Origin of the sequence: Bradyrhizobium sp. AUGA SZCCT0177, from assembly GCF_018130125.1 — a bacterium.
Taxonomy (GTDB): Bacteria; Pseudomonadota; Alphaproteobacteria; order Rhizobiales; family Xanthobacteraceae; genus Bradyrhizobium.
In genome coordinates, this window is sequence record NZ_JAFCMA010000041.1 from 1 (window position 1) to 23,707 (window position 23,707).

31 protein-coding genes and 1 riboswitch are annotated in these 23,707 nt (G+C 62.7%); of the genes, 17 read left to right on the forward strand and 14 right to left on the reverse strand.

Going from position 1 to position 23,707, the window contains the following annotated elements:
* Positions 1-281: 281 nt before the first annotated feature.
* Positions 282-416, forward strand: a complete 135-nt coding sequence (locus tag JQ597_RS38165) for a hypothetical protein (RefSeq protein ID WP_283813474.1) — start codon at positions 282-284, stop codon at positions 414-416.
* Positions 417-510: 94 nt separating this feature from the next.
* Positions 511-645, forward strand: coding sequence for a hypothetical protein (locus JQ597_RS38170; protein ID WP_283813475.1), 135 nt, complete (start codon positions 511-513; stop codon positions 643-645).
* A gap of 29 nt (positions 646-674) precedes the next feature.
* On the opposite strand, the gene JQ597_RS32815 is transcribed toward JQ597_RS38170, so the two are convergent.
* The gene (locus tag JQ597_RS32815) at positions 675-890 is read right to left on the reverse strand and encodes a hypothetical protein (protein ID WP_212269564.1); all 216 of its coding nucleotides are present in this window, start codon (positions 888-890) and stop codon (positions 675-677) included.
* A 263-nt stretch (positions 891-1,153) separates the two neighbouring features.
* On the opposite strand from JQ597_RS32815, the gene JQ597_RS32820 reads away from it, so the two are divergent.
* From JQ597_RS32820 to JQ597_RS32830, 3 genes are all read left to right on the forward strand, one after another.
* Positions 1,154-1,303 carry a hypothetical protein gene (locus JQ597_RS32820; protein ID WP_212269565.1) on the forward strand — a complete coding sequence of 50 codons (150 nt, stop codon included), beginning with the start codon at positions 1,154-1,156 and terminating at the stop codon, positions 1,301-1,303.
* A gap of 70 nt (positions 1,304-1,373) precedes the next feature.
* The gene (locus JQ597_RS32825) at positions 1,374-1,676 is read left to right on the forward strand and encodes a plasmid stabilization protein (protein ID WP_212269566.1); all 303 of its coding nucleotides are present in this window, start codon (positions 1,374-1,376) and stop codon (positions 1,674-1,676) included.
* 11 nt (positions 1,677-1,687) lie between these two features.
* Positions 1,688-1,921 (forward strand): metallothionein, encoded by a 234-nt coding sequence (locus tag JQ597_RS32830; protein ID WP_212269567.1) that lies wholly within the window; start codon positions 1,688-1,690, stop codon positions 1,919-1,921.
* Between the two features lie 100 nt (positions 1,922-2,021).
* Here JQ597_RS32830 and JQ597_RS32835 read toward each other — a convergent pair whose 3' ends face one another.
* The 3 genes from JQ597_RS32835 to JQ597_RS32845 all read right to left on the reverse strand — a co-directional run bounded on the left by JQ597_RS32835 (position 2,022) and on the right by JQ597_RS32845 (position 3,884).
* Positions 2,022-2,393 (reverse strand): hypothetical protein, encoded by a 372-nt coding sequence (locus tag JQ597_RS32835; protein ID WP_212269568.1) that lies wholly within the window; start codon positions 2,391-2,393, stop codon positions 2,022-2,024.
* Between the two features lie 212 nt (positions 2,394-2,605).
* The gene (locus tag JQ597_RS32840; RefSeq protein WP_212269569.1) at positions 2,606-3,085 is read right to left on the reverse strand and encodes a Crp/Fnr family transcriptional regulator; all 480 of its coding nucleotides are present in this window, start codon (positions 3,083-3,085) and stop codon (positions 2,606-2,608) included.
* 106 nt (positions 3,086-3,191) lie between these two features.
* Positions 3,192-3,884 (reverse strand): TIGR02594 family protein, encoded by a 693-nt coding sequence (locus JQ597_RS32845; RefSeq protein WP_212269570.1) that lies wholly within the window; start codon positions 3,882-3,884, stop codon positions 3,192-3,194.
* Positions 3,885-4,124: 240 nt separating this feature from the next.
* On the opposite strand from JQ597_RS32845, the gene JQ597_RS32850 reads away from it, so the two are divergent.
* Positions 4,125-4,991: an alpha/beta fold hydrolase gene (locus tag JQ597_RS32850; protein ID WP_212269571.1), complete on the forward strand. Its 867-nt coding sequence runs from the start codon at positions 4,125-4,127 to the stop codon at positions 4,989-4,991.
* A 116-nt stretch (positions 4,992-5,107) separates the two neighbouring features.
* On the opposite strand, the gene metW is transcribed toward JQ597_RS32850, so the two are convergent.
* Both metW and metX read right to left on the reverse strand, forming a co-directional pair.
* Complete coding sequence (gene metW / locus JQ597_RS32855) at positions 5,108-5,773, reverse strand: methionine biosynthesis protein MetW (protein WP_212269572.1); 666 nt, start codon at positions 5,771-5,773, stop codon at positions 5,108-5,110.
* On the reverse strand, positions 5,770-6,978 hold the full coding sequence (metX, locus tag JQ597_RS32860; protein ID WP_212269573.1) for a homoserine O-acetyltransferase MetX: 1,209 nt from the start codon (positions 6,976-6,978) through the stop codon (positions 5,770-5,772). Before metX ends, metW begins: the two co-directional genes overlap by 4 nt.
* 88 nt (positions 6,979-7,066) lie before the next feature.
* Positions 7,067-7,146: riboswitch (SAM riboswitch) on the reverse strand.
* Between the two features lie 161 nt (positions 7,147-7,307).
* Here metX and JQ597_RS32865 point away from each other — a divergent pair.
* The 8 genes from JQ597_RS32865 (at position 7,308) to JQ597_RS32900 (ending at position 14,386) form a co-directional block, all read left to right on the forward strand.
* Positions 7,308-8,168, forward strand: coding sequence for a chorismate mutase (locus tag JQ597_RS32865; RefSeq protein ID WP_212269574.1), 861 nt, complete (start codon positions 7,308-7,310; stop codon positions 8,166-8,168).
* Positions 8,169-8,197: 29 nt separating this feature from the next.
* Positions 8,198-9,295: a histidinol-phosphate transaminase gene (gene hisC / locus JQ597_RS32870; protein ID WP_212269575.1), complete on the forward strand. Its 1,098-nt coding sequence runs from the start codon at positions 8,198-8,200 to the stop codon at positions 9,293-9,295.
* Between the two features lie 7 nt (positions 9,296-9,302).
* On the forward strand, positions 9,303-10,244 hold the full coding sequence (locus JQ597_RS32875) for a prephenate/arogenate dehydrogenase family protein (protein ID WP_212269576.1): 942 nt from the start codon (positions 9,303-9,305) through the stop codon (positions 10,242-10,244).
* A 23-nt stretch (positions 10,245-10,267) separates the two neighbouring features.
* Positions 10,268-11,317 carry a malate/lactate/ureidoglycolate dehydrogenase gene (locus tag JQ597_RS32880; RefSeq protein ID WP_212269577.1) on the forward strand — a complete coding sequence of 350 codons (1,050 nt, stop codon included), beginning with the start codon at positions 10,268-10,270 and terminating at the stop codon, positions 11,315-11,317.
* 23 nt (positions 11,318-11,340) lie between these two features.
* Complete coding sequence (locus JQ597_RS32885; RefSeq protein WP_212269578.1) at positions 11,341-11,958, forward strand: HutD/Ves family protein; 618 nt, start codon at positions 11,341-11,343, stop codon at positions 11,956-11,958.
* Between the two features lie 186 nt (positions 11,959-12,144).
* The gene (locus tag JQ597_RS32890) at positions 12,145-13,179 is read left to right on the forward strand and encodes an amino acid ABC transporter substrate-binding protein (protein WP_212269579.1); all 1,035 of its coding nucleotides are present in this window, start codon (positions 12,145-12,147) and stop codon (positions 13,177-13,179) included.
* A gap of 18 nt (positions 13,180-13,197) precedes the next feature.
* Positions 13,198-14,091 carry a L,D-transpeptidase gene (locus JQ597_RS32895; protein WP_212269580.1) on the forward strand — a complete coding sequence of 298 codons (894 nt, stop codon included), beginning with the start codon at positions 13,198-13,200 and terminating at the stop codon, positions 14,089-14,091.
* Positions 14,092-14,227: 136 nt separating this feature from the next.
* Entirely contained in the window at positions 14,228-14,386 is a 159-nt protein-coding gene (locus JQ597_RS32900; protein ID WP_212269581.1) for a hypothetical protein, read from the forward strand.
* 918 nt (positions 14,387-15,304) lie between these two features.
* Here JQ597_RS32900 and JQ597_RS32905 read toward each other — a convergent pair.
* The 4 genes from JQ597_RS32905 to JQ597_RS32920 all read right to left on the reverse strand — a co-directional run bounded on the left by JQ597_RS32905 (position 15,305) and on the right by JQ597_RS32920 (position 17,650).
* Positions 15,305-15,559: a hypothetical protein gene (locus JQ597_RS32905; protein ID WP_212269617.1), complete on the reverse strand. Its 255-nt coding sequence runs from the start codon at positions 15,557-15,559 to the stop codon at positions 15,305-15,307.
* A 13-nt stretch (positions 15,560-15,572) separates the two neighbouring features.
* On the reverse strand, positions 15,573-15,830 hold the full coding sequence (locus JQ597_RS32910; protein ID WP_212269582.1) for a hypothetical protein: 258 nt from the start codon (positions 15,828-15,830) through the stop codon (positions 15,573-15,575).
* A gap of 423 nt (positions 15,831-16,253) precedes the next feature.
* Positions 16,254-16,478 carry a hypothetical protein gene (locus JQ597_RS32915; protein ID WP_192738297.1) on the reverse strand — a complete coding sequence of 75 codons (225 nt, stop codon included), beginning with the start codon at positions 16,476-16,478 and terminating at the stop codon, positions 16,254-16,256.
* Between the two features lie 242 nt (positions 16,479-16,720).
* Complete coding sequence (locus JQ597_RS32920) at positions 16,721-17,650, reverse strand: LysR family transcriptional regulator (protein ID WP_312011180.1); 930 nt, start codon at positions 17,648-17,650, stop codon at positions 16,721-16,723.
* A gap of 82 nt (positions 17,651-17,732) precedes the next feature.
* On the opposite strand from JQ597_RS32920, the gene JQ597_RS32925 reads away from it, so the two are divergent.
* Complete coding sequence (locus JQ597_RS32925; protein WP_212269584.1) at positions 17,733-18,230, forward strand: YybH family protein; 498 nt, start codon at positions 17,733-17,735, stop codon at positions 18,228-18,230.
* Between the two features lie 65 nt (positions 18,231-18,295).
* On the opposite strand, the gene JQ597_RS32930 is transcribed toward JQ597_RS32925, so the two are convergent.
* Positions 18,296-19,483 (reverse strand): DUF2125 domain-containing protein, encoded by a 1,188-nt coding sequence (locus JQ597_RS32930; protein WP_212269585.1) that lies wholly within the window; start codon positions 19,481-19,483, stop codon positions 18,296-18,298.
* A gap of 110 nt (positions 19,484-19,593) precedes the next feature.
* On the opposite strand from JQ597_RS32930, the gene JQ597_RS32935 reads away from it, so the two are divergent.
* Positions 19,594-20,190, forward strand: a complete 597-nt coding sequence (locus JQ597_RS32935; protein WP_212269586.1) for a gamma-glutamylcyclotransferase — start codon at positions 19,594-19,596, stop codon at positions 20,188-20,190.
* A gap of 83 nt (positions 20,191-20,273) precedes the next feature.
* Entirely contained in the window at positions 20,274-20,996 is a 723-nt protein-coding gene (locus JQ597_RS32940) for a GrlR family regulatory protein (RefSeq protein WP_212269587.1), read from the forward strand.
* A 172-nt stretch (positions 20,997-21,168) separates the two neighbouring features.
* Here the strand turns inward: JQ597_RS32940 and JQ597_RS32945 are convergent, their stop codons facing one another.
* The 3 genes from JQ597_RS32945 to ftsE form a co-directional block, all read right to left on the reverse strand.
* Positions 21,169-21,882, reverse strand: a complete 714-nt coding sequence (locus JQ597_RS32945; protein ID WP_212269588.1) for a YdcF family protein — start codon at positions 21,880-21,882, stop codon at positions 21,169-21,171.
* Positions 21,883-21,998: 116 nt separating this feature from the next.
* Positions 21,999-22,970, reverse strand: coding sequence for a cell division protein FtsX (locus tag JQ597_RS32950; RefSeq protein ID WP_212269589.1), 972 nt, complete (start codon positions 22,968-22,970; stop codon positions 21,999-22,001).
* Positions 22,963-23,622: a cell division ATP-binding protein FtsE gene (gene ftsE / locus JQ597_RS32955; protein WP_212269590.1), complete on the reverse strand. Its 660-nt coding sequence runs from the start codon at positions 23,620-23,622 to the stop codon at positions 22,963-22,965. The genes JQ597_RS32950 and ftsE overlap by 8 nt, the downstream gene beginning before the upstream one ends.
* Positions 23,623-23,707: the final 85 nt, after the last annotated feature.

Here is a 23,707-nt window from a genome sequence, read left to right on the forward strand (position 1 = left end):
AGGCGTAAACCAGCGTCCACCGCAACCCGTCCAACGTCCGTGACGACGGCCGACGCCCTCTGAGTGGGACGGGATGGGCCTAGATGTGCCCCTGATTTGGGTCGAAGGAAAGGAGAATATTTTTGATTTTCAGAAATTAATGACTTGACATCATTTCTGATAATCGCAACTGATTTGCCCGTCGGGTCGTTTTGTCGCGCCTGCTGTGCCCGTCCGCGGGCATAGGCCTCCCAAATGGAACCGGCGGCCATTCAGAAAGTTTACATGGGGTGGAGGACACCATGCGCAAAGTCTTCTCACTGTTGGACGACGAACAGCGGCAGGCTCTCATTGAGGTTGTTGACCTCGGCACGGCCGTTGCTTCAGCCGGGCTGATCGTGTCGCTCCTCAACGTGTTCGTCGATCTGGTGACGTGAACCGCCTGAGCCATCGGGTGGGTGGGAGTTTCTGGTTAGCCCGCTTCGAGGGCCGGAACGATTCGTGCTTTCGGTTTGAACCTGGAGGTGGGTTATGAAACACGATCTGATTCATGAGGACGCTGCGAGAGAAGCGCTGCCGACCGAGAAAGAGCGGAACTACGGGATGCTGACCGCTGGGGTTATGGCCCTGGTGGCTGTTGGAATGGCAATCTACTGGATTGTGTAGAGCCTGCCGGATTTCACAAAGCGCCGGCGTCAGGAGATATCGCGCGGAAGTTTCCAATCGGGCCGCGGGTCGCAGGGCTCTTCGACCCTGGCGACGTGATAACCGCTGGGAATCACCTGGCCGCCTTCCTCATCCGCAACCGGAACGTCCGTCACAAGCCCCTCTATCAGGGCTGCTTCCCAGACCTCTTTCTCGGTAGGGAAGGCACTTCCGATCTGCTTGTCGCCTTCAAATAGCGCATACATCGGGCCTCCTAACCAAAACCCCGCCAGCTACACGTGTAACTGACGGGGCTTTTGAGATGATATTTCCGGTGGATTTCTCCCTCGTTGTATCACTCGAACAATCAACGTGCCCGGAGAAAAGTCGTTCCTATGTTCCTGCCGATTCTTTTTGTGGCTGGAAGCGGACATCGAGCGGGGAACCAGGGCAATTGAGAGGCCGTTTGTTTCGGTACGCGCAAAGCGTTCATCGCACGAGTGTGCTTTGGGGGCTCCGGAGAAACGTCATGATCCGTAAATTAGCTTCGGGCGAATACCGGCTCTATTCCCGCAAGATCAATCCCAAGACCGGGAAGAAACGCAATCTCGGCACCTTCAAGTCCCGCGCCGCGGCTGAAAAACATGAACGCGAAGTTCAGTATTTCAAGAGGCATTAAGCACGGAAGCATCGATAGGAACTCTCCAGCACCGATGGTGTTTTTGCATCAACCAACGAAGGAGGGATTCATGCCCCGCGGCGACAAATCTGCCTATACCGACAAGCAAAAGCGTCAGGCCGAGCACATCGAGGAGGGCTACGAGCAGCGCGGCGTCTCCCACGACGAAGCCGAGCGTCGGGCCTGGGCTACCGTGAACGCTGAAACCCATGGCGGCAAAAAGAGCGGGTCCGGCCGAGGCAAGAAGGTGGACCACGCCCCGTCCCGCAAGGGCGGCAAGCTCGGCGGGAAGGCCGCCGCCAAACGCCCGGCGGCGGAACGTTCCCGGTCGGCGAAGACGGCGGCACAGACCCGTAAACGACGTGCAGCTTAAGGAGGCGAGAGATGGCCAGTTGCGAGACCTGCGGAAATTCGTACGACAAGGCTTTTCAGGTCGTGATGAACGGCAAATCGCACACTTTCGATAGCTTTGAGTGCGCCATTTTTGCCCTTGCACCAACCTGCAAGCAGTGTGGAACGCGCATCGTCGGTCATGGCCTCGAAAAGGCCGGCACCTTCTACTGCTGCGACCATTGCGCTCTAAACGACGGGGTCAGCGGGTTGCGCGACCGTCTTTGATACCGCGATGTCGCTGCAACGAGGATGACGGCATTAAGCCCGCCGGATTCACGCCCGGCGGGCTTAATGGTCGCATCTAAATTTTAATGAGGTTTCCCGGTCAGGCCGTCTTGGCAAACATCGTGAGAACGCCGTCGGCGATGTTGATGGCCACGACTTGTGACGAAGTCAGGCCCTTGGCCTTGAGCACCGATGCCGCTTCCGGCGTCGCGTCGATGGACTTGCGAAGCGACTGAATGTCTTCCTCGCGGGTTTGGGCCACGAGTTCGTCGACCTTCGAACGTACCGCCGGCTGCAGATCCTTGACGTCGACGACCTGGATGCTCCGGATGACGGTGCTGGACTGCGAGGGCTGCGCCTCGGATTGCGAGGGGCTTCCCTGGGACTGCGAGGGGGTTCCCTGTGCCTGCACGATGGCTGGCGCGCCCAGAGAGAGGGCGGCAATGATGACGGATGCCGTAACGATGCGCATGCTCACTCCTTTTCAGTTTGACTGAAGGGACTCCTATCCACGAAGTTTGGTTGGGGTCTGATTCCGATGTGGCCATTCAGTGAAACCAATGCGGCTGCAATGCGCGCAGCCGAGCCTGCCGGTTCCCGGTCTGATCGGCCGAAGGTTCCGATTTTCCCGTCGATGTTGCGCCCTGTAGCGCGCTCAGCCCACCTGACGCACGCGAGGCTGTGTCAATCACTCGTGCGAAGCATCTGCAACTCGGCAATGCGTTTGTCGGCGCGGCGGAGCCGCCGGCAAAGCTCGCGGTTGATATTCTGCATCACCATCACATAGGCGTGGATGTCGGCTTTGTAGCAGGCGTAGAGTTGCCGGGCGGTGAGTTCGTACAGCACGGTCGGGCTCTCCGCGACGACGGTGGCTGACCGGTTCTGCATTTCGATCAGCGTCATTTCGCCGAAAAAATCTCCGGGCTCGAGACCCGTCATGCGCAGGACGCGCCCGGACTCCAGCAGCTTGCTCACCACCAGCTGGCCGGAGTGAACGATGAACATCGATCGACCCGCCTCGCCTTCCGCGACGACCGTGGCGCCGGCGTCGAAGCGGCGCTCGGCCAGCATTGAGATCAAAAGATCGAGGCTTGCGTCTGAGAGGCCACCGAAGAAAGGCGTGGCGAGCAGGAACGCTTTCAGATCTGGGGAGCTGACAGCCATCGGGCCAATATACCCGCGCGCCCGGCGGCGGCAAGCGGGCCAGGCCAAGGTGGGCACGGCGCAGACGCGCCTGTGCCCACCTTGCGGTTCCTTTGCAGTGACGATTTCAGCTCGTCGGCATCACGTAGGCGTAGATCCGGCCACGCGAGACCGGCGCTTCCCGGACCCGGTTGCCGTTGTTGCCGGAGATCATGATCGGGTTGCCCTTGGCGTCGATGCCGGTGATCACGCCGACATGGCCGCCGCCGCGGCCCCTTGTCATCACGGCGATGGCGCCGACCTGCGGGCCGGAGACGCGCTGGCCGTAGCTGGCGAACGATTTCGCCATGTCCGAGCCGGTGCCGCGATAGCCGGAATGCTGCAGCACCATGTTCATGAAGCGGGCGCACCACAGGCTGCCACGTCCGGTCGGGTTACCGCCAAGATACCGGCGCGCCTCAGTGACGACGTTGGAAGAGCCGCCGAAGCTGCTCGGCGCCATCACCCCGCCGGGCGGCGTCAGGGTCGAATTATGATCGGTAAAGGTTGCGCTGGCATCAACGTTTGCGTTGGCATCGGCAAAGCCGCCGGCCTGCATTTGCGCGACACCGCGCTCCCAGCGCGACAGGCGCGCGATCTTCCGGTGATGGTGGCGGGCGTAATGCCGTGCATGGTGACCGGCGTGGTAGCCGCGGACGTGGCGCCCTGCGCCATGGTGGGGCCGGGCTGACGCCGGCGTGGCAATGACTACGATCGAAACCGAACACAACGCCAGCGCAAGGACACGAAGCGACCGGCGAAACGCAAACAACTGAAGCATCTTTGATCCTCTATGACACACCACAATCCCGCAACGTTCGTGGACAAACGAACGCGGCGACGGGTTTGAATTTTTGGCTGTGGCGGGAGGAAGATTTCATGCGGCGGTGCGGAAACGATTCCGGGGTGATTCCGCGCCCATTTGATGGCCAAAAAGAAACGAGCCTGCCGCATTGCGGCCCAGAGCATTAACTGCAATTTTCGAGGCCGGAGAACGCGCCAAAACCAAGAGGAACCTTAAATGCCCCATGCCGTCACCAGCGATAATGTCCGCCTGCATTTCGAAGAAGCGGGCACGGGAACGCCGATCATCTTCCTGCATGAATTCGCGGCCGACCACACCAATTGGGAGCCGCAGATGCGCTACTTCTCGCGCGGCCACCGCTGCATCGCCTATTCGGCGCGGGGCTATACGCCTTCCGACGTGCCGCCGACATCGGACGTCTACACCTACCAGCATTTCTACACCGACGCGCTCGCGGTGCTCGATCACCTCGGGATCGCAAAGGCGCATTTCGTCGGGTTGTCGATGGGCGCCTATTCGTCGCTGCAGGTCGGCCTCAACGCCCCGGAGCGTGCGATGTCGATGACGCTGGCCGGCGTTGGCTCCGGCTCTGCAATCGAAAATCTCGAAGCCTTCCGCAAGCAATGCGTTGCCAATGCCGAGCAGTACGAGAAAATCGGCTCGGTGGAGGTCGCCAAAGTGACGCGCGAGGCGCCGAGCCGGATTCCGTTCCTGGTCAAGGACCCGCGCGGCCACGCCGATTTCTATGCCGCGCTGGCGCGCCATGACGCCAAAGGCTCGGCCAACACCATGCGCAGTTTTCAGGGCGGCCGCCCCTCGATCTACACCCTGACCGACGCGATCCGCAACGTGCCGACGCCGGCGCTGATCATCTGCGGCGACGAGGACGACAATTGCATCGAGCCGAGCCTGTACCTGAAGCAGCATCTGCCGGCGGCGGGACTGACGTTCTTCCCGAAATCGGGACACGTGCTCAATTTGGAAGAGCCCACGCTGTTCAACGAAATGGTCGAGCGCTTTATTGCGCTGGTCGAGGCCGGGAGGTGGCCGGTGCGGGATCCGAGGTCGATGGTGGCGGGGTAGCCTCTTTCCGTCATTCCGGGGCGTGCGTAGCACGAGCCCGGAATCCATTGAGCGACTAGTTGCGTGGATGAATGGATTCCGGGCTCGCTACGCGCGCCCCGGAATGACGGCGGGCGTCATTTCCCCTTCTCCGCCCGGCTCAGCAAAAACACACCCTGCTCGCCGAACATGTTCCAGAACCACCACGGCAAATTCAGCCGCAACGGGCGGCCGTAGAGATCGAGGGCGACCGCGCGCTCCATCTTGACGTTGATCTGTTCGCAGAGCTGGACGAAATCCTTGATGGTGCAGAAATGGATGTTCGGCGTGTCGTACCAGGTCGCGGGCAGGTTTTCGGTGCGCGGCATGTGGCCGCCGACCAATAGCTGCAGACGCATCCGCCAGAACCCGAAATTCGGGAACGAGACGATGGCGCGATGGCCGATCCGCAGCAGGTTTTCCAAGACCACCCTCGGCTGCCGGGTCGCCTGCAGCGTCTGCGACAGGATCACGTAGTCGAAGGCGTCGTCGGGATAATTGACGAGGTCGGTGTCGGCGTCGCCCTGCACCACCGCAAGGCCCTTGGCGACGCAGCGGTTGACGCCCTCGCGCGACAGCTCGATGCCGCGGCCGTCGATGCCGCGGCTTTCCAGCAGCTGCAGCAGTTCGCCATCGCCGCAGCCGACGTCGAGCACTTTGGAGCCGCGCTGCACCATTTCGGCGACCAGCAAATGATCGCTGCGATAGTTCCCGGTGCGGCCGGGTGTGACGCCCGTGAGCGGCAACGCCTGTTGGATACTCATGACGCAGCGCCACCATTTTCGAGGCCACGCGCCTTGCCAGCGGACTCCAGGAAGGCACGGGAGATGTCGAAGAATTCGGGCACGTCGAGCAGGAAGGCGTCGTGACCGCGATCGGTTTCGATTTCGGCGAACGACACCCGCGCGCTCGATGCGTTGAGCGCATGCACCAATGCCCGCGATTCCGAGGTCGGGAACAGCCAGTCTGACGTGAACGACACCACGCAGAACCGCGTCTGAATGCCGGAGAACGCCTTCGCCAGCACGCCGTCATGATCGGCGGCGATGTCGAAATAATCCATCGCCCGCGTCAGATAGAGATAGGAGTTGGCATCGAAGCGCTCGACGAACGACGAGCCCTGATAACGCAGATAGCTTTCGACCTGGAAATCGGCGTCGAACGAAAATGTCGGCAGATCCCGGTCCTGCATCCGCCGCCCGAACTTGCGATGCAGCGCGGCGTCCGACAAATAGGTGATATGCCCGGCCATCCGCGCCACCGCGAGGCCACGATGCGGATGCGTCCCCTGATCGACATAGCGTCCACCATGCCAATCCGGATCGGCCATTACTGCCTGCCGGCCGAGTTCGTGGAACGCGATATTCTGCGCCGAATGGCGCGTGCTGCACGCGGTCGGGAGCGCGGAGAACACGCGTTTCGGATAGGCCGCGGTCCATTGCAGCACCTGCATGCCGCCCATCGAGCCCCCGACAACACAGAGCAGCGTGTCGATGCCGAGGCGGTCGAGCAGCATGGCCTGCGCCCGCACCATGTCCGGTATCGTGACGACCGGAAAATCCAGTCCCCACACCTTACCTGTCGCGGGGTTGGTCGAGGCCGGACCGCTCGAACCCATGCAGCCGCCGATCACGTTGGAGCAGATGATGAAATACTTGTCAGTGTCGAGAGGACGGCCAGGACCGACCATGATTTCCCACCAGCCCGGCTTGCCGGTCAGCGGATGCACATTGGCGACATGCTGATCAAGCGTCAGCGCATGGCAGATCATGATGGCGTTGGATCGCCCTGCATTGAGCTTGCCATAGGTCTGGTAGGCGATCTGGAAGGGCGCCAGATCGATGCCGCAATCAAGCCGCAACGGTTGATCGGCGCCGAACGCCGCCACCAGCGAACTCGGATGGTCCGCCTCGTGCGCGCGCTCCTCGGTATGCACCGAGGAGCTGGCTATCGACTGAACGTTTGTCATTTCGGCCACCGACCTCCCAAAGGGAGGCCCTCCCGGACAGAAATCAGGCCATAAAAAAAACCCGGCCTGAACAAAGGTTCGACCGGGATCACTTCTGTCCCCGGCCTGTTTAGCGAGTTGTTTAACGTGGCTGCAAGCCGGCCGGCTCAAATGACCACGGAATAGGCTAAAGCTAGTCCGAAGGGAGCTTTTCGTCAAGGCGGGCCATGGTTAACCGGCCGGGCGCGCCATCATTGCCGATGTTTCTCTTTGCTTTCGGCGGCCGTCTTTCCTAATCAATGCCCTTGTATTTGCCGGTGATTTCGGCCCCCGGCGCTAAAGGCTAGAACATGTCCAAGGGACCCTCGAAGGCACCCCCCGCCCCGCCCTCCCTCGCGGTGCTGCGCCTGGAGATCGACAGCATCGACGAGCAGGTTCACCGCCTGCTGATGGCGCGCGGCGACATCATCGATCGGCTGATCCAGGTCAAGGAGACCCAGGAAGTCGGCTCCGCGTTCCGCCCGGCGCGCGAGGCCGACATGATGCGGCGGCTGGTGGAGCGTCACCGCGGCATTCTCCCGATCGACACCATCGAGAGCATCTGGCGCGTCATCATCTCGACGTTCACCTACGTCCAGGCGCCGTTCTCGGTGCATGCGGACGTCTCGGTCGGCGAATCCGCGATGCGCGATTCGGCGCGGTTTCATTTCGGATTCGTGGTGCCATACGTCGGGCATTTCAGCGCGCAGGCCGCGGTCGAAGCGGTGGCGAAATCGAAGGGCGATCTGGCGCTGGTCTCGGCGACGTCGAGCCGCACGCCGTGGTGGATTGAGCTCGAAGCCGACGGCGCGCCGAAGATCATCGCGCGGCTGCCGTTCCTCGAACGCGCCGACCATCCGGCAGCCTTGCCGGTGTTCGTGGTCTCGCGCGTCGCCGACAACGCCATGGTGACCGAAGTCGAGACCTGGAGCGTGCGCGTCTCCGGCTGGAACGCCGAGATTGCGCGCGCGCTGGCGCCGCTTGCCGAAATCGTCGCCGTCCCCGATACCGCCTTCGATGGTGCGGCGCTGCTGGTGTCGATATCAGGCATTGGCCTGGAGAAGATCAAAACCGCTTTGATCGAGGCCGGCGCGTCGGTGCGCTCTTCGGCCCTCGTCGGCAGCCACGCAACACGCTATACGGTGCCCCCGAACGGGGCGGCCAAATCCTGAATAGACGCCCTACGATCCGGAGCCAGAAGATGTCCCGCCCCGTGCCGAACCCCGGCATTCTCGATATTGCGCCCTACACCCCCGGCAAGAGCCCGGTGGCCGAGCCCGGCCGCAAGGTGTTCAAGCTGTCCGCCAACGAGACGCCGTTTGGCCCGTCACCGAAGGCGCTGGCGGTCTACAAGGACGCGGCTGGTCATCTGGAGGACTATCCGGAAGGCACCTCGCGGGTGCTGCGCGAGGCGATCGGCCGCGCCTTCGGGCTCGATCCGAACCGCATCATCTGCGGCGCCGGCTCGGACGAAATCCTCAACCTGCTGGCGCACACCTATCTCAAGCATGGCGACGAGGCGATCTCGACCAGCCACGGCTTCCTGGTGTACCCGATCGCGACCATGGCGAACGGCGCCAAGAATGTCGTGGCGGCCGAGACCGAGTTCACCGCCGACGTCGACGCGATCCTGAAGCTGGTCACGGCGCGCACCAAGATGGTGTGGCTCGCCAATCCGAACAACCCCACCGGAACCTACATTCCGTTCGACGAGGTCAAGCGGCTGCGCGCCGGATTGCCTGACCATGTGCTGCTGGTGCTCGACGCCGCCTATGCCGATTACGTGTCGCGCAACGATTACGAACTCGGCATCGAGCTGGTGGCGACCACCGAAAACACCGTGGTGACGCATACGTTCTCCAAGATTCACGGGCTGGCGTCGTTGCGGATCGGCTGGATGTTCGGCCCGGCGAACATCGTCGACGCCGTCAACCGGATTCGCGGGCCTTTCAACGTCTCGACGCCGGCAATGCTGGCGGCGGTGGCCGCGATCGAGGACACCGCGCATGTCCAGATGTCGAAGACCTTCACGGAGCACTGGCGCAACTGGCTGACGGAAGAAATTTCCAAGCTCGGCCTCAAGGTGACGCCGAGCGTGGCGAATTTTGTGCTGATCCATTTCCCGCAGGAGAAGGGCAAGACCTCGGCGGACGCCGACGCGTATCTGACAAAACGCGGCCTGGTGCTGCGGGCGCTGAACAATTACGGCCTGCCGCATGCGCTGCGCATGACCATTGGCACCGAAGAGGCCAACCGCCTCGTCGTCGACGGCCTCAAAGACTTTATGGCGGGCAAGTGAGCATCACGTGAGCACTGAACCTCTCTTCAAACGCGTCGCGCTGATCGGCTTCGGCCTGATCGGCGGCTCGATCGCCCGCGCCGCACGCGCGCAGGGTCTCGCCGGCGAGATCGTCACCTCGGCACGCTCGGCCAAGACCCGCGCGCGGGTGGAAGAATTGCGCGTGGTCGATCGCGTGCTCGAAACCAACGCGGAAGCGGTCAAAGGCGCCGACCTCGTGATCCTCTGCATCCCCGTCGGCGCCTGCGGACCGGTCGCCGAGGAGATCGCGCCGTTCCTCGAGCCGGGCGCCATCGTCTCCGACGTCGGCTCGGTCAAGGGCGCCATCGCGCGCGACATGGGCCCGCATATTCCGCAAGGCGTCCATTTCGTTCCCGCCCATCCCGTCGCCGGCACCGAGCACTCCGGTCCCGATTCCGGCTTTGCCGAACTCTTCATCAACCGCTGGTGCATTCTCACGCCGCCTGATGGGACCGATCCCGCCGCGGTGGAAAAGCTGCGCGAGTTCTGGGCCGGCCTCGGCGCCAAGGTCGAGATCATGACGCCGGATCATCATGATCTCGTGCTCGCGATCACCAGCCATCTGCCGCATCTGATCGCCTACACCATCGTCGGCACCGCCGACGAACTGGCGCAGGTGACGTCGTCGGAAGTGATCAAATTCTCCGCCGGCGGTTTTCGCGATTTCACCCGCATCGCAGCCTCGGATCCGACGATGTGGCGCGACGTGTTCCTGGCCAACAAGGAAGCGGTGCTGGAAATGCTCGGCACCTTCAACGAAGACCTCTCAAAACTCACGCGCGCGATCCGCCGCAACGATGGCGAGGCGCTGTTCGAGCATTTTACCCGCACCCGCGCCATCCGCCGCGGCATCGTCGAGATCGGCCAGGATTCGGCAGCGCCCGACTTCGGCCGCCCGCACGCGAATTTAACGAAGAAGCCGGAGTAGACCGGCTCACGACGGAGTGAAGCATGATCATCGACCATTCGAAGCTGCTTGGGCTTGCCAACCGCATCGTCACTGCCGGCGGCAGTTCGCCGACGGAAGCCGCCATCGTGGCCGAGCATCTGGTCGAGGCCAATTTACGCGGCCATGACAGCCATGGCGTCGGCATGCTGGTCGCCTATGTGCGCGACCTCGACGCCGGCACGCTGAAGATCAACCAGGCACCCGAGATCGTCTCGGACTCCGGAACCATCTCGGTATGGGATGCCCGCGCCGGCTACGGCCAAGTGGTCGCGCGCCAGGCGGTGGAATGGGCGATTGAGGCGGCCAGGAAACACGGCGTCGCGGTCAACGGGCTCCGCAATGCGCACCATATCGGCCGGGTCGGCACCTATGGCGAGATCGCCGCCCGCGCCGGCATGGTGGCGCTGCATTTTGTGAATGTCGCTTCGGGTTCACCCGGCGTTGCGCCCTTCCGCGGCCGCGAAGGAAGATTCCTGACCAACCCGGTCTGCATCGCGATCCCCGGCACCGACAACAACGAGCCGATCCTGCTCGATTTCGCCACCAGCCGCGTGGCGCTGGGAAAAGTGCGGGTGGCGCATAATGCCGGCAAGCCGATGCTTGATGGTGCGTTGCTCGACCATGCGGGCCAGCCCACCACCGACCCTTCCGTCATGTACACCGACCCGCGCGGCGTGGTGCTGCCGTTCGGCGAGCACAAGGGCTCCGGATTGGCGCTGGTGTGCGAACTCCTGGCCGGCGCCATTGTCGGCTCGCCTAGCGTCACCACATCGACGCCGCCCGAACGCGGCATCATCAATGGCATGCTGAGCATCGTGATCGACCCTATCAGGCTTTCGACGCGCGACAGCATGATGGCCGAGATCGACGACATGATTTCCTGGGTGAAATCGGCCAAGCCAGCGGAATCGGAATCGCCGGTGCTGATCGCCGGTGAGCCCGAGCGGCTTGCGCGGGCGCAGCGTATCGCCAAAGGCATCGAAATCGATGACACGACCTGGGGCCAGTTGACTGATATCGCCGAGCGCTATCAGATCCGGATCGATAGCTGAGCAACTCCGTTTGGGCGCATGCAATGAAGTCCTCTGCCGGCGGGATTCAGCTAACGGCGCTCGATCCCGCCGGCTACCAGCATATGCCCTGGAAGAACGGCGGCGGGGTCACGATCGATATCGCCGTATCCATGCTCCCTGGATTCGCGCCGGGCAGTTGGGAAGGAATCGTCTGGCGTTTCAGCCGGACCGCCATCGTGACGCCGGGCGCGTTCTCGGATTTGAGCGGCTATGACCGCCAGCTGGCGCTGGTTTCCGGCGAGGGGCTCGTGCTCGGGACACCCGTTGGAGAGATCGACGTCAGGCAACCGTTCAGGCCGGTCCGGTTTGCCGGAGAAACCAGTATTGTCAGCCGGATCGAAGCCGGACCCGTCGAAGTCGTCAATCTGATCGGTGACCGCTCACGCGTGGCGATTGACCTCTCCTGCCCTTTGAGCGGCGCAACGCACGCCTGCCCGGCCGGCGTTCACATCGTCTATGCCGCGACAGGTTCCTGCGAACTGTCGATCAACGACAAGGCCTGCGAGATCTCGGCCGGCCACGCCGTGCGCATCGATGCCGAAGAAAGTTTTGCAATCGCAAGCCGGTTTGGCACCGCGATCGTCGCCAGCGTTATTCCCGTGGTGCGGACATCCGGCTGATCCGGATTCGTCACGGAACGATGACGGTCGACGGCGCAGTTCCCATCGCGCAAGTGAGCGGGTCCAAAATTCATATGCCGGAAACACATTGGTAACGCTTCCACTTGTGTTAGCTTGCCAACACCACTTCCGCCAAAGAACTTGCCGCCACTTAAAGAAGCTGCAGCCACCGATCGCGGGGAAAAAATGTCCGGCTCCAAGAAGCGACCCATCATCCTCCCCGTCATCGCGTTGCTGGCCCTGCTGTTCGCGAGCGGCGATCCGGCGCGAGCCCAGACTCTGAACGCCGTCAAGGAGCGCGGCACGCTGAATTGCGGCGTCGGCCAGGGACTGCTGGGCTTTTCCAGCATGGATGACAAGAATGCCTGGAGCGGCTTCGACGTCGATATCTGCCGCGCCGTCGCCGCGGCGATCTTCGGTGACCCTGCCAAAGTGACGTTCACGCCGCTCGATGCGGCCACGCGCTTTTCCGCGCTGCAATCGAACAAGATCGACGTGCTGTCGCGCAACTCGACATGGACGATGTCGCGGGAAAGTTCGCTCGGCCTGATGTTTGCGGGCGTCGCCTATTACGACGGCCAGGGTTTCCTGCTGCGCCGGGATGCCAGGATCGATACCGCGCTACAGCTCGGCGGCAAGACCGTGTGCACCCAGACCGGCACCACGACCGAACTGAACCTGGCGGATTATTTCCGCGCCAACGACATGCAGCTCAAGGTGTTGGCGCTCGCCACCGCCGAGGAAAGCCTCAAGGCCTATGACGATCGTAAATGCGACGTGCTGACCAGCGACGTCTCGCAGCTCTACGCCGAGCGTCTAAAACTCTCTGCGCCCGACAGCCACATCATCCTGCCGGAAGTCATTTCAAAGGAGCCGCTCGGACCCGCGGTGCGGCAAGGCGACGACCAATGGTTCAACCTGGTCAAGTGGACGCTTTATTCCCTGATCAATGCCGAGGAGCTTGGCGTCAAACAGGCTGGCATCGACGATGCGGTGAAATCAGCCAATCCCAACATAAAACGCCTGCTCGGCACCGAAGGCGAATTCGGCACGCAGTTGGGCCTCGCCAATGACTGGGCCGCGCGCGCCGTGCGGGCCGTCGGCAATTACGGCGAGATCTATGAGAGAAACGTCGGCACGCAGTCGAAACTCAGTATTCCGCGCGGGCTGAATGCGCTCTGGACCCAGGGCGGCATCCAGTACGCGCCTCCCGTCAGATAGTTCTTCAGGGGTCAGGCCATGACCGTGGATTATTATGCATTGCTGACCAAAGCCGTTGCCGGCAAGGACACCCTCGGCCGCGACAAGATCTACAAGGATGCCTATGACCTCATTACGAGGTCGTCCCACCTCACCCGCGAGGCCGCCGCCTCAAATGTCGCCGCCCTCGAAGCCGCGATCCGGCGGATCGAGGATGAGATCGCCGTCGAGGAAGGCCGCGACGCCGCTCAGATCAACGAAGTGTTGTCGGAAGGCACGAACTGGAAGCCATGGGCCTTCGGCGCCGCCGCGCTTGCTGCCGCCATCGCCTTGTCGGCTCTGGTCTATAGCTATGTCGTCACCAAAGGCCCCGTCGTCGTCGCCACCGGCGTGACGGCCCCACCGCCGAAAGCGGCGCGCGCCCGCGAAGATGTCGTGATGGCCGACCTGAAGGCCGGCGAGGACGGCGGCTCCACCGGCGAAGGCCTGCCGTTTTCGCTGCAGCGGCAAGTGGTGTTCTACCGCACCACCGTGGTTCCCGGCTCGATCGTGATCGACCGGGAAAACCGCTTTCTCTATCTGATCGATTCCAACAATTCCGCGCGCCGCTACGGCATCGGGATTGCGCAGGAATGCCTCAAGGGCGGCAGCTTCTTCCGCGTCACCAACAAGCTCGAATGGCCGGACTGGCGCTCTTCCGCGCAAAACGCCCGGGATGCCGACGCGTTGGCCGCCTCCGCCGGCCGTCCCGGCAGTCCGCTCGGCGCCCGCGCGTTGCTATTGGACAAGCCCGGGCTGCTGATTCATGGCACGAACTCGCCCAAAACCATCGGTCACCTCGTCGCTTCCGGATGCATCCGGCTCGTCAACGACGACGTCGAGGATTTGTACCGCCGGGTTTCGCTGGAAACGCGGGTGGTGTTTGTGAGCTAGGGGCTGGTGTGCGCGCCGACGGCGGGCGCAATACTCCGGCTGTGACCGTCGTCACAGCCACCGGGAACTGCCGCGCTTACTCCTGCCCTGACGGATGGCGGGAATAGTCCCTCCACCGGCAACAGGAGGGACTAAAATGGAACAGCTGACCAAAAAAGCCGACGAACTGACCATCGACGAACTCGATGCCGCGTCGGGCGGCGCCCTCTACCAGCCGCTCATCGTGGTTGCGATTGTCACCGCCGTTGCAATCCGCGCAGGCATCGAGTCGCTGGTTCACAAGATTACCCGTTGAGGTTCCTGCAAGCGCCTTGCGGCGAATGTTCGATTCTTCGAAAGGCGCTTGCAGCGCCCGAAAACTCATCTCGTCGACAAAAGAGTCCTTGGATTACGTCGCGCGCGGATTAACGACGGTGTACCCGCGCAACGAGCGCGCATGGATTCTCGTTGCGTGGCCACCCGAGTTGGCATCGTACGCCATCCACGTATCACCTCCGACATGCTGCTCCAGGACGAAGACGTGCCCGCGTCGCGCGGCAACCATTCCCGGTGCAGGCGCCGTCCGGGGAAACCGCAGCCAGTTGGAGGCAAGATTTAATCCGGGCACGATATGGCCGAACACCCGCATGGATGCGCCGCACCCGCAGAAAGAGCGGGGACAACCGGCTGGGCGACCGCCGACGATTTGACCACGCCCGCTATTCGCTTCCGCCCTTGCATTGCGCGGCAAAATTGCCGACCGTTCTGTGCTCTGCGATTCCCGGCCGTATGCGTTCACACTAACGCGTTGCGTTGGCGAATTCGAAAAGTCACACGGCATGGTTACGTTGCATCCCGGCGCTTGACCAACGAAGCGGGGCGGGCGTGCTTCGGACGCGGTTGAAGAACAGGCAATGAGTACGGACGCAACAAATACTAGTCTCAACATGACAGGGCTCCGGCTTTTTAGCACCTGCCCTGCGTTCACATACCCATCATTGTTAGGCGAAAATGCGGTGGCGCAACGTCCGCTGCTCAGCCCTGAGCCCATCAGCGCCCGGGTTAGCCCCTCACAAGATCGGCCCCAGCGCGGGGGCTGGAGAGCGCTGGGGCCGTCTTGAGCGCGGCGCAGGGGCGGCCCTGGCGCTGCGCTAGAAGTTACCTGTTTGGAAGCGTCATAAGGTCCGGAACGGGCTCAGCGACCGGCCTCTTCGTAATTATCCCAATCCTCCCATCAGCTTTCACTCGTCAGATGTTTCAGCATCAGGTTGCACGCTTCCTCGGTCTCCTCGAACGTTGAAAAAGGCGATCCGCCGATCTTGATCGCCCCGCTGCCCAGATAAAGCGGACGCCATGACGCCACGTAGCCGGGCCGTCCGTGAAAGCCGGGGCCGGCGCGGCTCTCGTGGGTGATCACGAACGAAAAGCCGTCGCTGCTCGCGCTCCAGATTTCCAAACTATCGACGGCACGGTGGAATTGCAGGGCCATCAGCAGTCGTTCACTAGCCATCTTTCATCAAAGCTCGCCGCCACATGAAATCTCTTGCCAGAGCCCACAGCGCTTCAGCCGCGGGGTCCTGATCGGGCAGGACGAAATCAAAGCCCGCTGGACCGGGATCAGGTATTGAGAGCGCGTCGCTTTCTGCCTGGTGATGAAATTTCGGCAGCGACAGCTCCCATTCATTCGCTCTCACCGAGCTGCCTGTTAGTGGGCTTTGATCACCCAAGATTCCCATTGCTCCTGAGGGGCGCTTCGTCATCTGCTCCTCCTGCGGACAACCTCTCTTGTGGTGAGTTCCGAACTTGCAGTTTGCGATACTGTTTGAGTCGTCTGGCGGCCGATCACGGGCCTTACCTATCTGGACTCGATTTCGGAAGCTGCCATAGCCGAGCACCAAAGTGCTTCCGAGCGCAACATTCCCTCGGGGGTAAAGCACTCCCTTCACGGAGTACTCCATTTGCGCCGGGCAGATCACTTGAAAGATATATATCCAAGGCGATTAATGGCGCGAGGTCATTTTTTGCCAGCTCGATCCCGGTTGAGCGCGCCGACGTAGCGCGCCGATGCAAACCGGGGCCGCGTCATAAAAAAGCGACGCCCTCTCGTGACGTCGCGAAGGCAATCGCCAAAGCGAGACTGCTGAATCGAAAACGATCCGACAGCCTCGCGTTGCGCAATCAGCTCAAAAGATTGCGCTGATGCAATATCCGATGCCGCCGAGGAGCGCGCCGCCAATGGCACCCGGTATGGCGCCGATGCCGCCGACCGCCGCGCCGCCCATGCCGCCGGTCACGCCGCCGGCACCCACCGCGACGGCCAGTTCCTTCCAAAAGCCGCCGGCCGCGGCGTCGAGTTCATCGATCGAAAGCTCATGATTGGCTGCATCGTTTTTCGTAACGTTCGTCATTCCAGTTCTCCATCCATGTTGAGCTGCGGGATCATCCCGCAACCATCGTCAGGATGTCCGAATGGTTCGGAGTCTGCCGTGACAGAAATCACGCATCGTCAGCGCAGCTCGGTTGTTGAGAGAGTGTTCCAGAAACGGAACTATTCGATTCGAAAATTTACAGCAGCGTGCATCGTCGGACGCGCGCGTGGTTCTTTGAACCAGGCGCTGACGAGCGTCGATGTTTCAGGCCCGACGGCTTGTCATCGGCGTCTCATCTCGCCGCCCACCAGAACCGGCTTCAGTTCTCGAAGACAAAACTCAAACACGGTGCTTACCCTTGGCACTTTCCGCAGATCCTTATGGGTAAGCAGAAACAACGGATAATTCAGTTCGGGGATCGGACCGAGTACGTTGACGAGGTCATGGTCTGCCGCCGCATACACGGCGGGCAATGGCGCGAGACCCGCTCCGGACTTGATGGCCAAATGCACGCTGGGAATATTGCTGCAGGTTGCGACGATCGGCGCATTCGGCGCGTGCGATCTCATCCAACGCGCGGCGGGCAATCCTTCGATATCTCCGGAAAACTCGATAACACCGAAATTATTGAGGTCGCCGGATGTCTCCGGACGGCCGTGCCGGGCAACGAGGGCGGCGCTCGCGAAGATCGCCCAGGGCACCTCGGCAATCTTTTTGCCCACCAATGCACCGTTATCGGCACCTCCTCCCCGTATCGCGATATCAGCCTCGCCCTTGGAAAGATCGAGCGCCCGCTGTTCCATAATCAACTCAATCCTGATGCCCGGGTGGCGCGCATGAAACTGATCCAGGAACCCCGACCTGATGATGCGCTGTCCCACCGTGACGTGGCTGGTCAGTTTGACATGTCCGGCAGCGGTCAAATCGAGCGCGGATATCCTCCGATGCAACGCGTCGACCGCCGCTTCGACGTGCTCTGCATCCGCCAGCAATTGCTTGCCCGGAGGGGTCAAGCGATAACCTTCTGACGTACGCTCCGCGAGCGAACAGCCGATGGCGGTTTCGAGCGTCCGCAATCGCCGTTGCACCGTCGATGGATTGACGCCAAGCGCCTCGGCGGCGCTGGCGAGGCTGCCCTGGCGGGCCACCGCCAGAAAATATCGCAGGTCGTTCCAATCGAACATCAGGTCCACCCGCATCTTTGCCGACACGGCGCGCAAACTTGCGGCTCCAACCAGCCGGCCTTCGATAGTAATATTCGTACAGACCTTTCAGACCATTGCAGGATCAAACATGAAACAGCATCTGTCCATGGTTTATGCCGTTGGTCTCGCCCTGCTGGTTTCGGCGCCTACCGCATTCGCGCAAACACCCGACGGCGAGAGCGAGGCTGCCATCCGGCGAATCATCGTGGAAATGACAGAAGGATTCAACAACCACGACGGCAAGGCCGCCTCGCGCATGTACATGCAGGATGCCCGTCTCGTCACCGTTCGAGGTGACGTGATGAGCGGTCCCGCCGAGATTGAAAAGGGATTATCGGCCATCTTCGCCGCCCGCGCAAAAAATGCCACGCAACGCACGATGGACGTCAAGATTCGGTTGGTCAGGCCCGACATTGCGTTCGCTTATGTGACCAACGAACTGAGCGGACTGGTCGCCCCGGACGGAAGATCGTTACCTGCGCATCAGGAGTTAAGCTTGCGTGTATTCGTCAGGGATGGCGGCTCGTGGCAGGTAGCCGCATTTCACAACACAATGATTGCCCCATTTGCGCCACCCGTCCGGTAGGAAGCAGCACGGCGCGTGAGGATTCCACGTTCGTCGTCCCGGCCAATGTCGGGGCGGCAAAGCGATCAAAACAGCGGCGGTATCTGCCCAACCTTCAGAGGCCCCAGCAACACCGCGCCGTCGACGAAGCGCAGCGGGAAGCTGCGTGCCTTCTTGCCTTCAAGCTCGGCTGCGGTGCCGAGCGAATTTATGCCGACGGCGACGCCGACATTGGTGTTCTGCTTGACGACCTTGCCAAGACCCGGAATAGCCTTGTCGAGCGCGCCGAACAGATTGGTGAGGTCCTGGCTCTTGACGCCGGGCGCCACGCGATCGAGCGTGGCCTGCGGCACGCCCTGCTCCAGCATTTTGTCGATACCCAGCGCCGGGATCACCCGCTCCAGACCCGTCACCGTCATCTGCAGCTCGCCCTCGATCTGCCCCTGCGCGTTGAGGCCCAGTGTCCCCGCGGCCACGGCGACCAGTTCGCCCTGCTGAATCCGCGAGCGCACGATCTCGACCTTGCCGCCCGCGGCCTGCATTTCGCGGAAGCGCTCGGGCCACGGCTTTGGCGAGAAATCCTTCAGGCCGCTGAGCTTGGTCTGCACATCGGATTCGAACGGCGTCGCCAGCAGCGGATGCAATTCCTGAATGCTCCCTCCTGATATCTGCAGCGCGGTCTGGATCACCGGATCTGCAATCGATGATCCCTCCGCAAGCCTGCCGTGCAGTTCAACACGGTTGGCGCGCGCCAGCGGCGTCTGCACCGGTCCGTTGACGCGCTCGATCGAGGGATTGTCGAACACGATCGAGGCGCGCTCCGGAACGGCCGGCAGCCCCGCGACGCTGCTGCGGCCAACGCTCCAGCTCACCTTCAGCGACGGCGGCTGGCCGCGATCGGCAATCGTCGCCGGCGCCTTGAATTCGGCGATCAGGAGTTTCGGCTGGTAGATCGAGGCGATCACCATGATCTCGCCGAGCCGCGCCGTGAACGGCGCCTGCGCGCCCGCGGTCTGCGAGACCAGCGTCACGCTGGCGTCCTCGCAGCGGACTTCGAGGCGGAACGGATAGCCGGCGACCGAGCGCTTGCCGCAATCATAGATCCGGCCGGCTTTCGCTTCCTGCGCGCGCCACGCATCGGCGCGCACGCCGACCTCGGACGCCGCATAGAACCAGAAACCGCTCCAGGCGATGGCTGCGACCACCAGCAGTGCGGGCAAGATAAAAAGGCGCCAAAGCGGGCGCCGGCGCGGCGCAGGGGTGATGTCAGGCATGCGGCGACCTTTGGCTCATGATTTTGTCAAATGTAAGCGAGTAGAGACCCGGGCAAAAGCCGCTGAATTCGCTTCGCTTTGCCTAGCTGTTCTGGTAGCCGTGGCGCCCGATGTCCGCAATGACCCTGCAAGATTCGGAATTCTCGAGCGGCGACCTCTGGGTGTTCGGCTATGGCTCGCTGATGTGGCGGCCGGGCTTCGAATTCGTCGAACGGGTGCCGGCCCGGCTGATCGGCGAGCATCGCGCGCTCTGCGTTTATTCCTTTGTCCATCGCGGCACGCCTGAAAAGCCCGGCCTGGTGCTCGGGCTCGATCGCGGCGGCGCCTGCCGCGGCATCGCGTTCCGGGTCGCGGAGCAGAACCGCGCCGCCACGGTCGCCTACTTGCGCGAGCGCGAACAGGTCACCTCGGTCTACCGCGAGGTGGAGCGCTCGGTGTGGCTGGAAAACGAGGCGCGGCAGCGCGTCAGCGCGCTGGCCTATGTGGTCGATCGCGGCCATGTGCAGTATGCCGGAAGGCTCTCGCTGGCGGACCAATTGCGTCACGTGCTGCAGGGTCATGGCCAGTCCGGCATCAACCGCGACTATGTGCTGGCAACGGTGAAGGCGATCGAGGCCGAAGGTTTTCGCGATACGCAATTGCATCAGCTGGCACTGATGCTGCACGATTCGCACCCGGTCTTGCACCGGAAAACGCCTGCGAAATAGGCGTTTGCGGCATTTTCGCCACCCTGCTTCGATGAGGTGGAAAACGGGGTGACGCAAATGGCGTTCTGGGCTAGGTGTCCCGCATGGGCACGACATCACGCCGTTTCGACGGCTTCTTCAAAAGCGAATTCAGGGTCAACGATGCCGTCGGACGCAGCGTCAGCTACGTCCGGGACGGCAAGCTATTGGGTGGCAATTCGGGGTTCGCCCACATCGGGACCTATCGTTTCGACGGCGAGGCGATCGCCGTCGAGGTGACCAGCCGCCGGCACAATTTCGGCGCCGATCATCAATCGCTGCTCGGCTCCGACATTTCGACCATTGCGGTCACCGGACGGGCCGTCGGAAAAGCGTTTTGCTTTGAGGGCGGCTCGCCGCAAATGCCCAACGCGACGTTTCGATCCGTGATGACGCCGCTCGACGAGAGCGAACTCGCAGCCCCCGGCACGATCGGCGAAGGCGGCATTTCCGACGGGCTGTACTCGATTCACCTCAAAATCCTGGACGGCGTGCCCGGCGGCTTGACCGGCGTCATGCTGCTGAACAACGGCCGCATCGTCGGCGGCGATGCCTTCTTCTATTACCTCGGGTCGTATTCATCATCGAACGGCCGCTGGAAGGGCCAGATGGTCAATCAGGAACACACCCCGGCGCGGGGTGAAGACCCGGTGTTTGGCGGGCATGAAATCGGAATCGGGTTTTCCGGGACATGCGATGCGGAGGGCGGCACCCTCGAGGGTACCGCGCTCGCGGGCAAGCGAAGCATCCGGTTCGAAGCCGAGCTGAAACTGATCTGCGCGGCTTAGGACAGGGTGATCGCGCCGACGACCGGCTCACCTCTCCCCGCATGCGGGGAGAGGTCGGATTGCGAAGCAATCCGGGTGAGGGGGTACAGGTTCATCAATTGGCACAAGCGTTCGCGGTGAGAGCCCCTCACCCCGACCCTCTCCCCGCGAAGAGCGGGGCGAGGGAGAAGTGTCAATTGGCTTGCGCGGTGGCCGGCCGGCGCGGCGCCGTCGAACCGGCCGGCTGATCGTCGGGCAAAACTTCGATGCCGATATCGGCGAGCCGCACCCGCACCTCCGCCGCGACATATTTCGCATATTCCGACAGCAGCAGACGGAAGGTCGCACCTGAGGTCCACCATGGCTCGTCGCGCCATTTTTCGCCGACCACCGCAAACGGGATCAGTTCGATATCCGGCATCGCATGCGACAATTCGACGATCGCCCGCGGCATATGGTAGTTCGAAGTCACCACGATCAGCGATTTGAAACCGCGGTCCTTGACCCAGCGCCGCGTCTCCGCCGCGTTGCTTCGCGTATTCACGGCCGAGCGGTCGAGATCGACGCAGCAGCGCAGCAGCGAATGGTTGTCGGGCAGCGTGCGGGAGATGTCGCTGGCGGCGTTGGTCGGGTGCACGCCCGAAATCAAGAGCCGCTTGCCATAGCCGCCGGCCAGCAATTCCATCGCATCCGACACCCGCGACGAGCCGCCGGTCAGCACCACGATGCCGTCGGCATTGCGGGCCGGCTTGATTTCGACGCCGCGCAATTGCGACAGGAAGCCGATGAAGCCCACCGCCGCGCCGACAAAGCCGAGCGCCAGCGTGGCGACGATGGTCGCCCGCAGCCAACCTCGCGGCCGCACGGCCGGCGCATTCGGCGACGTATCGTCGGGTTGCACACGCATGCAGTTCTTGCTGTCCTCTCCGCTCGCAATTCTAGAAGTTTTTTGGGCGAAGTGGAGTCTGGTCCGGCGCCCTCCCCCGGATCAAGTCCCCGGCCATTGCTTCGCTCGAAAACGTTTCAATCAATGTCGTCCAGCGTCGCAAACAGCGTCCGCCGCGAGGCCCAGGCCGTGATCGCGGCGATCAGCACGGCCTGCGCCGCCAGCGCCAGATAGCCGGACGGACGCAGCGAAAACGTGCCCAGCAGCGCGGCAAATTGATCGCCGACCGGCGTGCCCGAGAACCAGCTCGCGATCGATTCCGAGAAACCAAAACCCAGCATTGCAGCGCCGCCGCCGATCAACCCACCCTCGAGGCCGAGCCTGAGGAAATGCCGCAGGAAGCGGTTGGCGATGTAGCTGTCGCCGGCGCCGACGAAATGCAGCACCTCGACGATCGGGCGGTTCGCCGCCATCGCGCCACGCGTCGCAAACGACACCGAAATAATGGTCGCCACGATCACCAGCGCCAGGATGCCGATGCCGGCGAATACCGTCGCCCCGGTCATCGAGCGCATGCGCTCGATCCAGGCGCGGTGATCGTCGACGCTGGCGGAGGGGGCTGCCTGCAGCACCCGCGCGCGCAAGGCGGCGAGGTCGGGCGTGGTGCCGGGCTGCACCCTTGCTACGATGACGCGCGGCACCGGCAGTTGCTCGATCGACAGCCCGGTGCCGAGCCACGGCTCCAGCAATCTGGCCGACTCGTCCTTGGTGAAGGGCCGGACCTCGACGATGCCGGGCTGCGCCCGCATCGCCTCGACGGCCGCGATCGCATCGCGGTCGAGATCGCGGCCTGCCGAGGGACGCACCTGGATGGTGATTTCGCTGGCAACTTCCGATTGCCACTCTGCCGCCGACGCGCTTACCAGCAGCACGGTGCCCGTGGTGATCGAGGCGAGGAACGTCATGATCGCGACCACCGCGACCAGCGCGCGGCCGGAGATCGAGGCGCGCGGCACGATCGGCGACATGTTGCGCGCCCGCGCCGGGACCTGCGGGCGTTCGTGCCCGAGATCGACCAGCGGACCATGCTCGTCACCGGATCTACTCATAGATATGCAGCCGTCCCTGATGCAGCACCAGACGCCGCGCCTCGTACTGATCCATCAGCGTGATGTCGTGGGTCGCGATGATCACGGCGGTGCCAGACTTGTTGAGCTCGATGAACAGCCGGAGCAACCGCCGGCCCAGCGTCGGATCGACGCTGCCGGTCGGCTCGTCCGCCAGCAATAATTGCGGACGCGAGATCACCGCGCGCGCGATCGCCGCGCGTTGTTTTTCGCCGCCGGACAGGATCGGCGGCAGCGCATCCATGCGCTCGCCGAGCCCGACCCATTTCAACAGATCGATCACTTCGCGCCGGTAGCTGGATTCATCCCGCCCCATGACGCGGAACGGCAGCGCCACGTTCTCATAGGTCGTCATGTGATCGAGCAGGCGAAAATCCTGCAGCACGATGCCGATGCGTTTGCGCAAATCCGCAACCTGGTCCTTGCCGAGCAGCGAGACGTCGTGGCCGAACAGATTGACCAGACCGCGCGTCGGCCGCATCGACAGGAATAACAGCCGCAGCAGCGAGGTCTTGCCGGCGCCCGACGGGCCGGTGAGGAACTGGAAGGAATGGGCCGGGATCAGGAACGACAGGTCGCGCAAAATCTCCGGGCCGAGCCCGTAGCGCAATCCAACATTTTCGAACCGAACCAAGCTCAGCTCCGCTCGAGATGGGCCTCGGCTTCTGCCTCGGCCTCGACGTTTGCCTGGGCCTTGACCGGAAACCCATACCTTGGGG

Excerpts from the sequence above, each read along its gene's own strand:
- metX (WP_212269573.1), bottom strand. The coding sequence starts at position 6,978 with ATGACAAACGTTCAGTCGATAGCCAGCTCCTCGGTGCATACCGAGGAG.
- JQ597_RS32840 (WP_212269569.1), bottom strand. The coding sequence starts at position 3,085 with ATGGCTGTCAGCTCCCCAGATCTGAAAGCGTTCCTGCTCGCCACGCCT.
- JQ597_RS32950 (WP_212269589.1), bottom strand. The coding sequence starts at position 22,970 with ATGAGTAGATCCGGTGACGAGCATGGTCCGCTGGTCGATCTCGGGCAC.
- JQ597_RS32945 (WP_212269588.1), bottom strand. The coding sequence starts at position 21,882 with ATGCGTGTGCAACCCGACGATACGTCGCCGAATGCGCCGGCCGTGCGG.
- JQ597_RS32935 (WP_212269586.1), top strand. The coding sequence starts at position 19,594 with ATGTCCGCAATGACCCTGCAAGATTCGGAATTCTCGAGCGGCGACCTC.
- JQ597_RS32850 (WP_212269571.1), top strand. The coding sequence starts at position 4,125 with ATGCCCCATGCCGTCACCAGCGATAATGTCCGCCTGCATTTCGAAGAA.
- JQ597_RS32905 (WP_212269617.1), bottom strand. The coding sequence starts at position 15,559 with ATGGCCCTGCAATTCCACCGTGCCGTCGATAGTTTGGAAATCTGGAGC.
- JQ597_RS32865 (WP_212269574.1), top strand. The coding sequence starts at position 7,308 with ATGTCCAAGGGACCCTCGAAGGCACCCCCCGCCCCGCCCTCCCTCGCG.
- JQ597_RS32900 (WP_212269581.1), top strand. The coding sequence starts at position 14,228 with ATGGAACAGCTGACCAAAAAAGCCGACGAACTGACCATCGACGAACTC.
- JQ597_RS38170 (WP_283813475.1), top strand. The coding sequence starts at position 511 with ATGAAACACGATCTGATTCATGAGGACGCTGCGAGAGAAGCGCTGCCG.
- JQ597_RS32815 (WP_212269564.1), bottom strand. The coding sequence starts at position 890 with ATGTATGCGCTATTTGAAGGCGACAAGCAGATCGGAAGTGCCTTCCCT.
- JQ597_RS32845 (WP_212269570.1), bottom strand. The coding sequence starts at position 3,884 with ATGCTTCAGTTGTTTGCGTTTCGCCGGTCGCTTCGTGTCCTTGCGCTG.
- JQ597_RS32830 (WP_212269567.1), top strand. The coding sequence starts at position 1,688 with ATGGCCAGTTGCGAGACCTGCGGAAATTCGTACGACAAGGCTTTTCAG.
- JQ597_RS32820 (WP_212269565.1), top strand. The coding sequence starts at position 1,154 with ATGATCCGTAAATTAGCTTCGGGCGAATACCGGCTCTATTCCCGCAAG.
- JQ597_RS32940 (WP_212269587.1), top strand. The coding sequence starts at position 20,274 with ATGGGCACGACATCACGCCGTTTCGACGGCTTCTTCAAAAGCGAATTC.
- JQ597_RS38165 (WP_283813474.1), top strand. The coding sequence starts at position 282 with ATGCGCAAAGTCTTCTCACTGTTGGACGACGAACAGCGGCAGGCTCTC.
- JQ597_RS32880 (WP_212269577.1), top strand. The coding sequence starts at position 10,268 with ATGATCATCGACCATTCGAAGCTGCTTGGGCTTGCCAACCGCATCGTC.
- JQ597_RS32835 (WP_212269568.1), bottom strand. The coding sequence starts at position 2,393 with ATGCGCATCGTTACGGCATCCGTCATCATTGCCGCCCTCTCTCTGGGC.
- JQ597_RS32910 (WP_212269582.1), bottom strand. The coding sequence starts at position 15,830 with ATGACGAAGCGCCCCTCAGGAGCAATGGGAATCTTGGGTGATCAAAGC.
- JQ597_RS32915 (WP_192738297.1), bottom strand. The coding sequence starts at position 16,478 with ATGACGAACGTTACGAAAAACGATGCAGCCAATCATGAGCTTTCGATC.
- JQ597_RS32895 (WP_212269580.1), top strand. The coding sequence starts at position 13,198 with ATGACCGTGGATTATTATGCATTGCTGACCAAAGCCGTTGCCGGCAAG.
- JQ597_RS32885 (WP_212269578.1), top strand. The coding sequence starts at position 11,341 with ATGAAGTCCTCTGCCGGCGGGATTCAGCTAACGGCGCTCGATCCCGCC.
- JQ597_RS32825 (WP_212269566.1), top strand. The coding sequence starts at position 1,374 with ATGCCCCGCGGCGACAAATCTGCCTATACCGACAAGCAAAAGCGTCAG.
- JQ597_RS32890 (WP_212269579.1), top strand. The coding sequence starts at position 12,145 with ATGTCCGGCTCCAAGAAGCGACCCATCATCCTCCCCGTCATCGCGTTG.
- hisC (WP_212269575.1), top strand. The coding sequence starts at position 8,198 with ATGTCCCGCCCCGTGCCGAACCCCGGCATTCTCGATATTGCGCCCTAC.
- JQ597_RS32925 (WP_212269584.1), top strand. The coding sequence starts at position 17,733 with ATGAAACAGCATCTGTCCATGGTTTATGCCGTTGGTCTCGCCCTGCTG.
- JQ597_RS32930 (WP_212269585.1), bottom strand. The coding sequence starts at position 19,483 with ATGCCTGACATCACCCCTGCGCCGCGCCGGCGCCCGCTTTGGCGCCTT.
- metW (WP_212269572.1), bottom strand. The coding sequence starts at position 5,773 with ATGAGTATCCAACAGGCGTTGCCGCTCACGGGCGTCACACCCGGCCGC.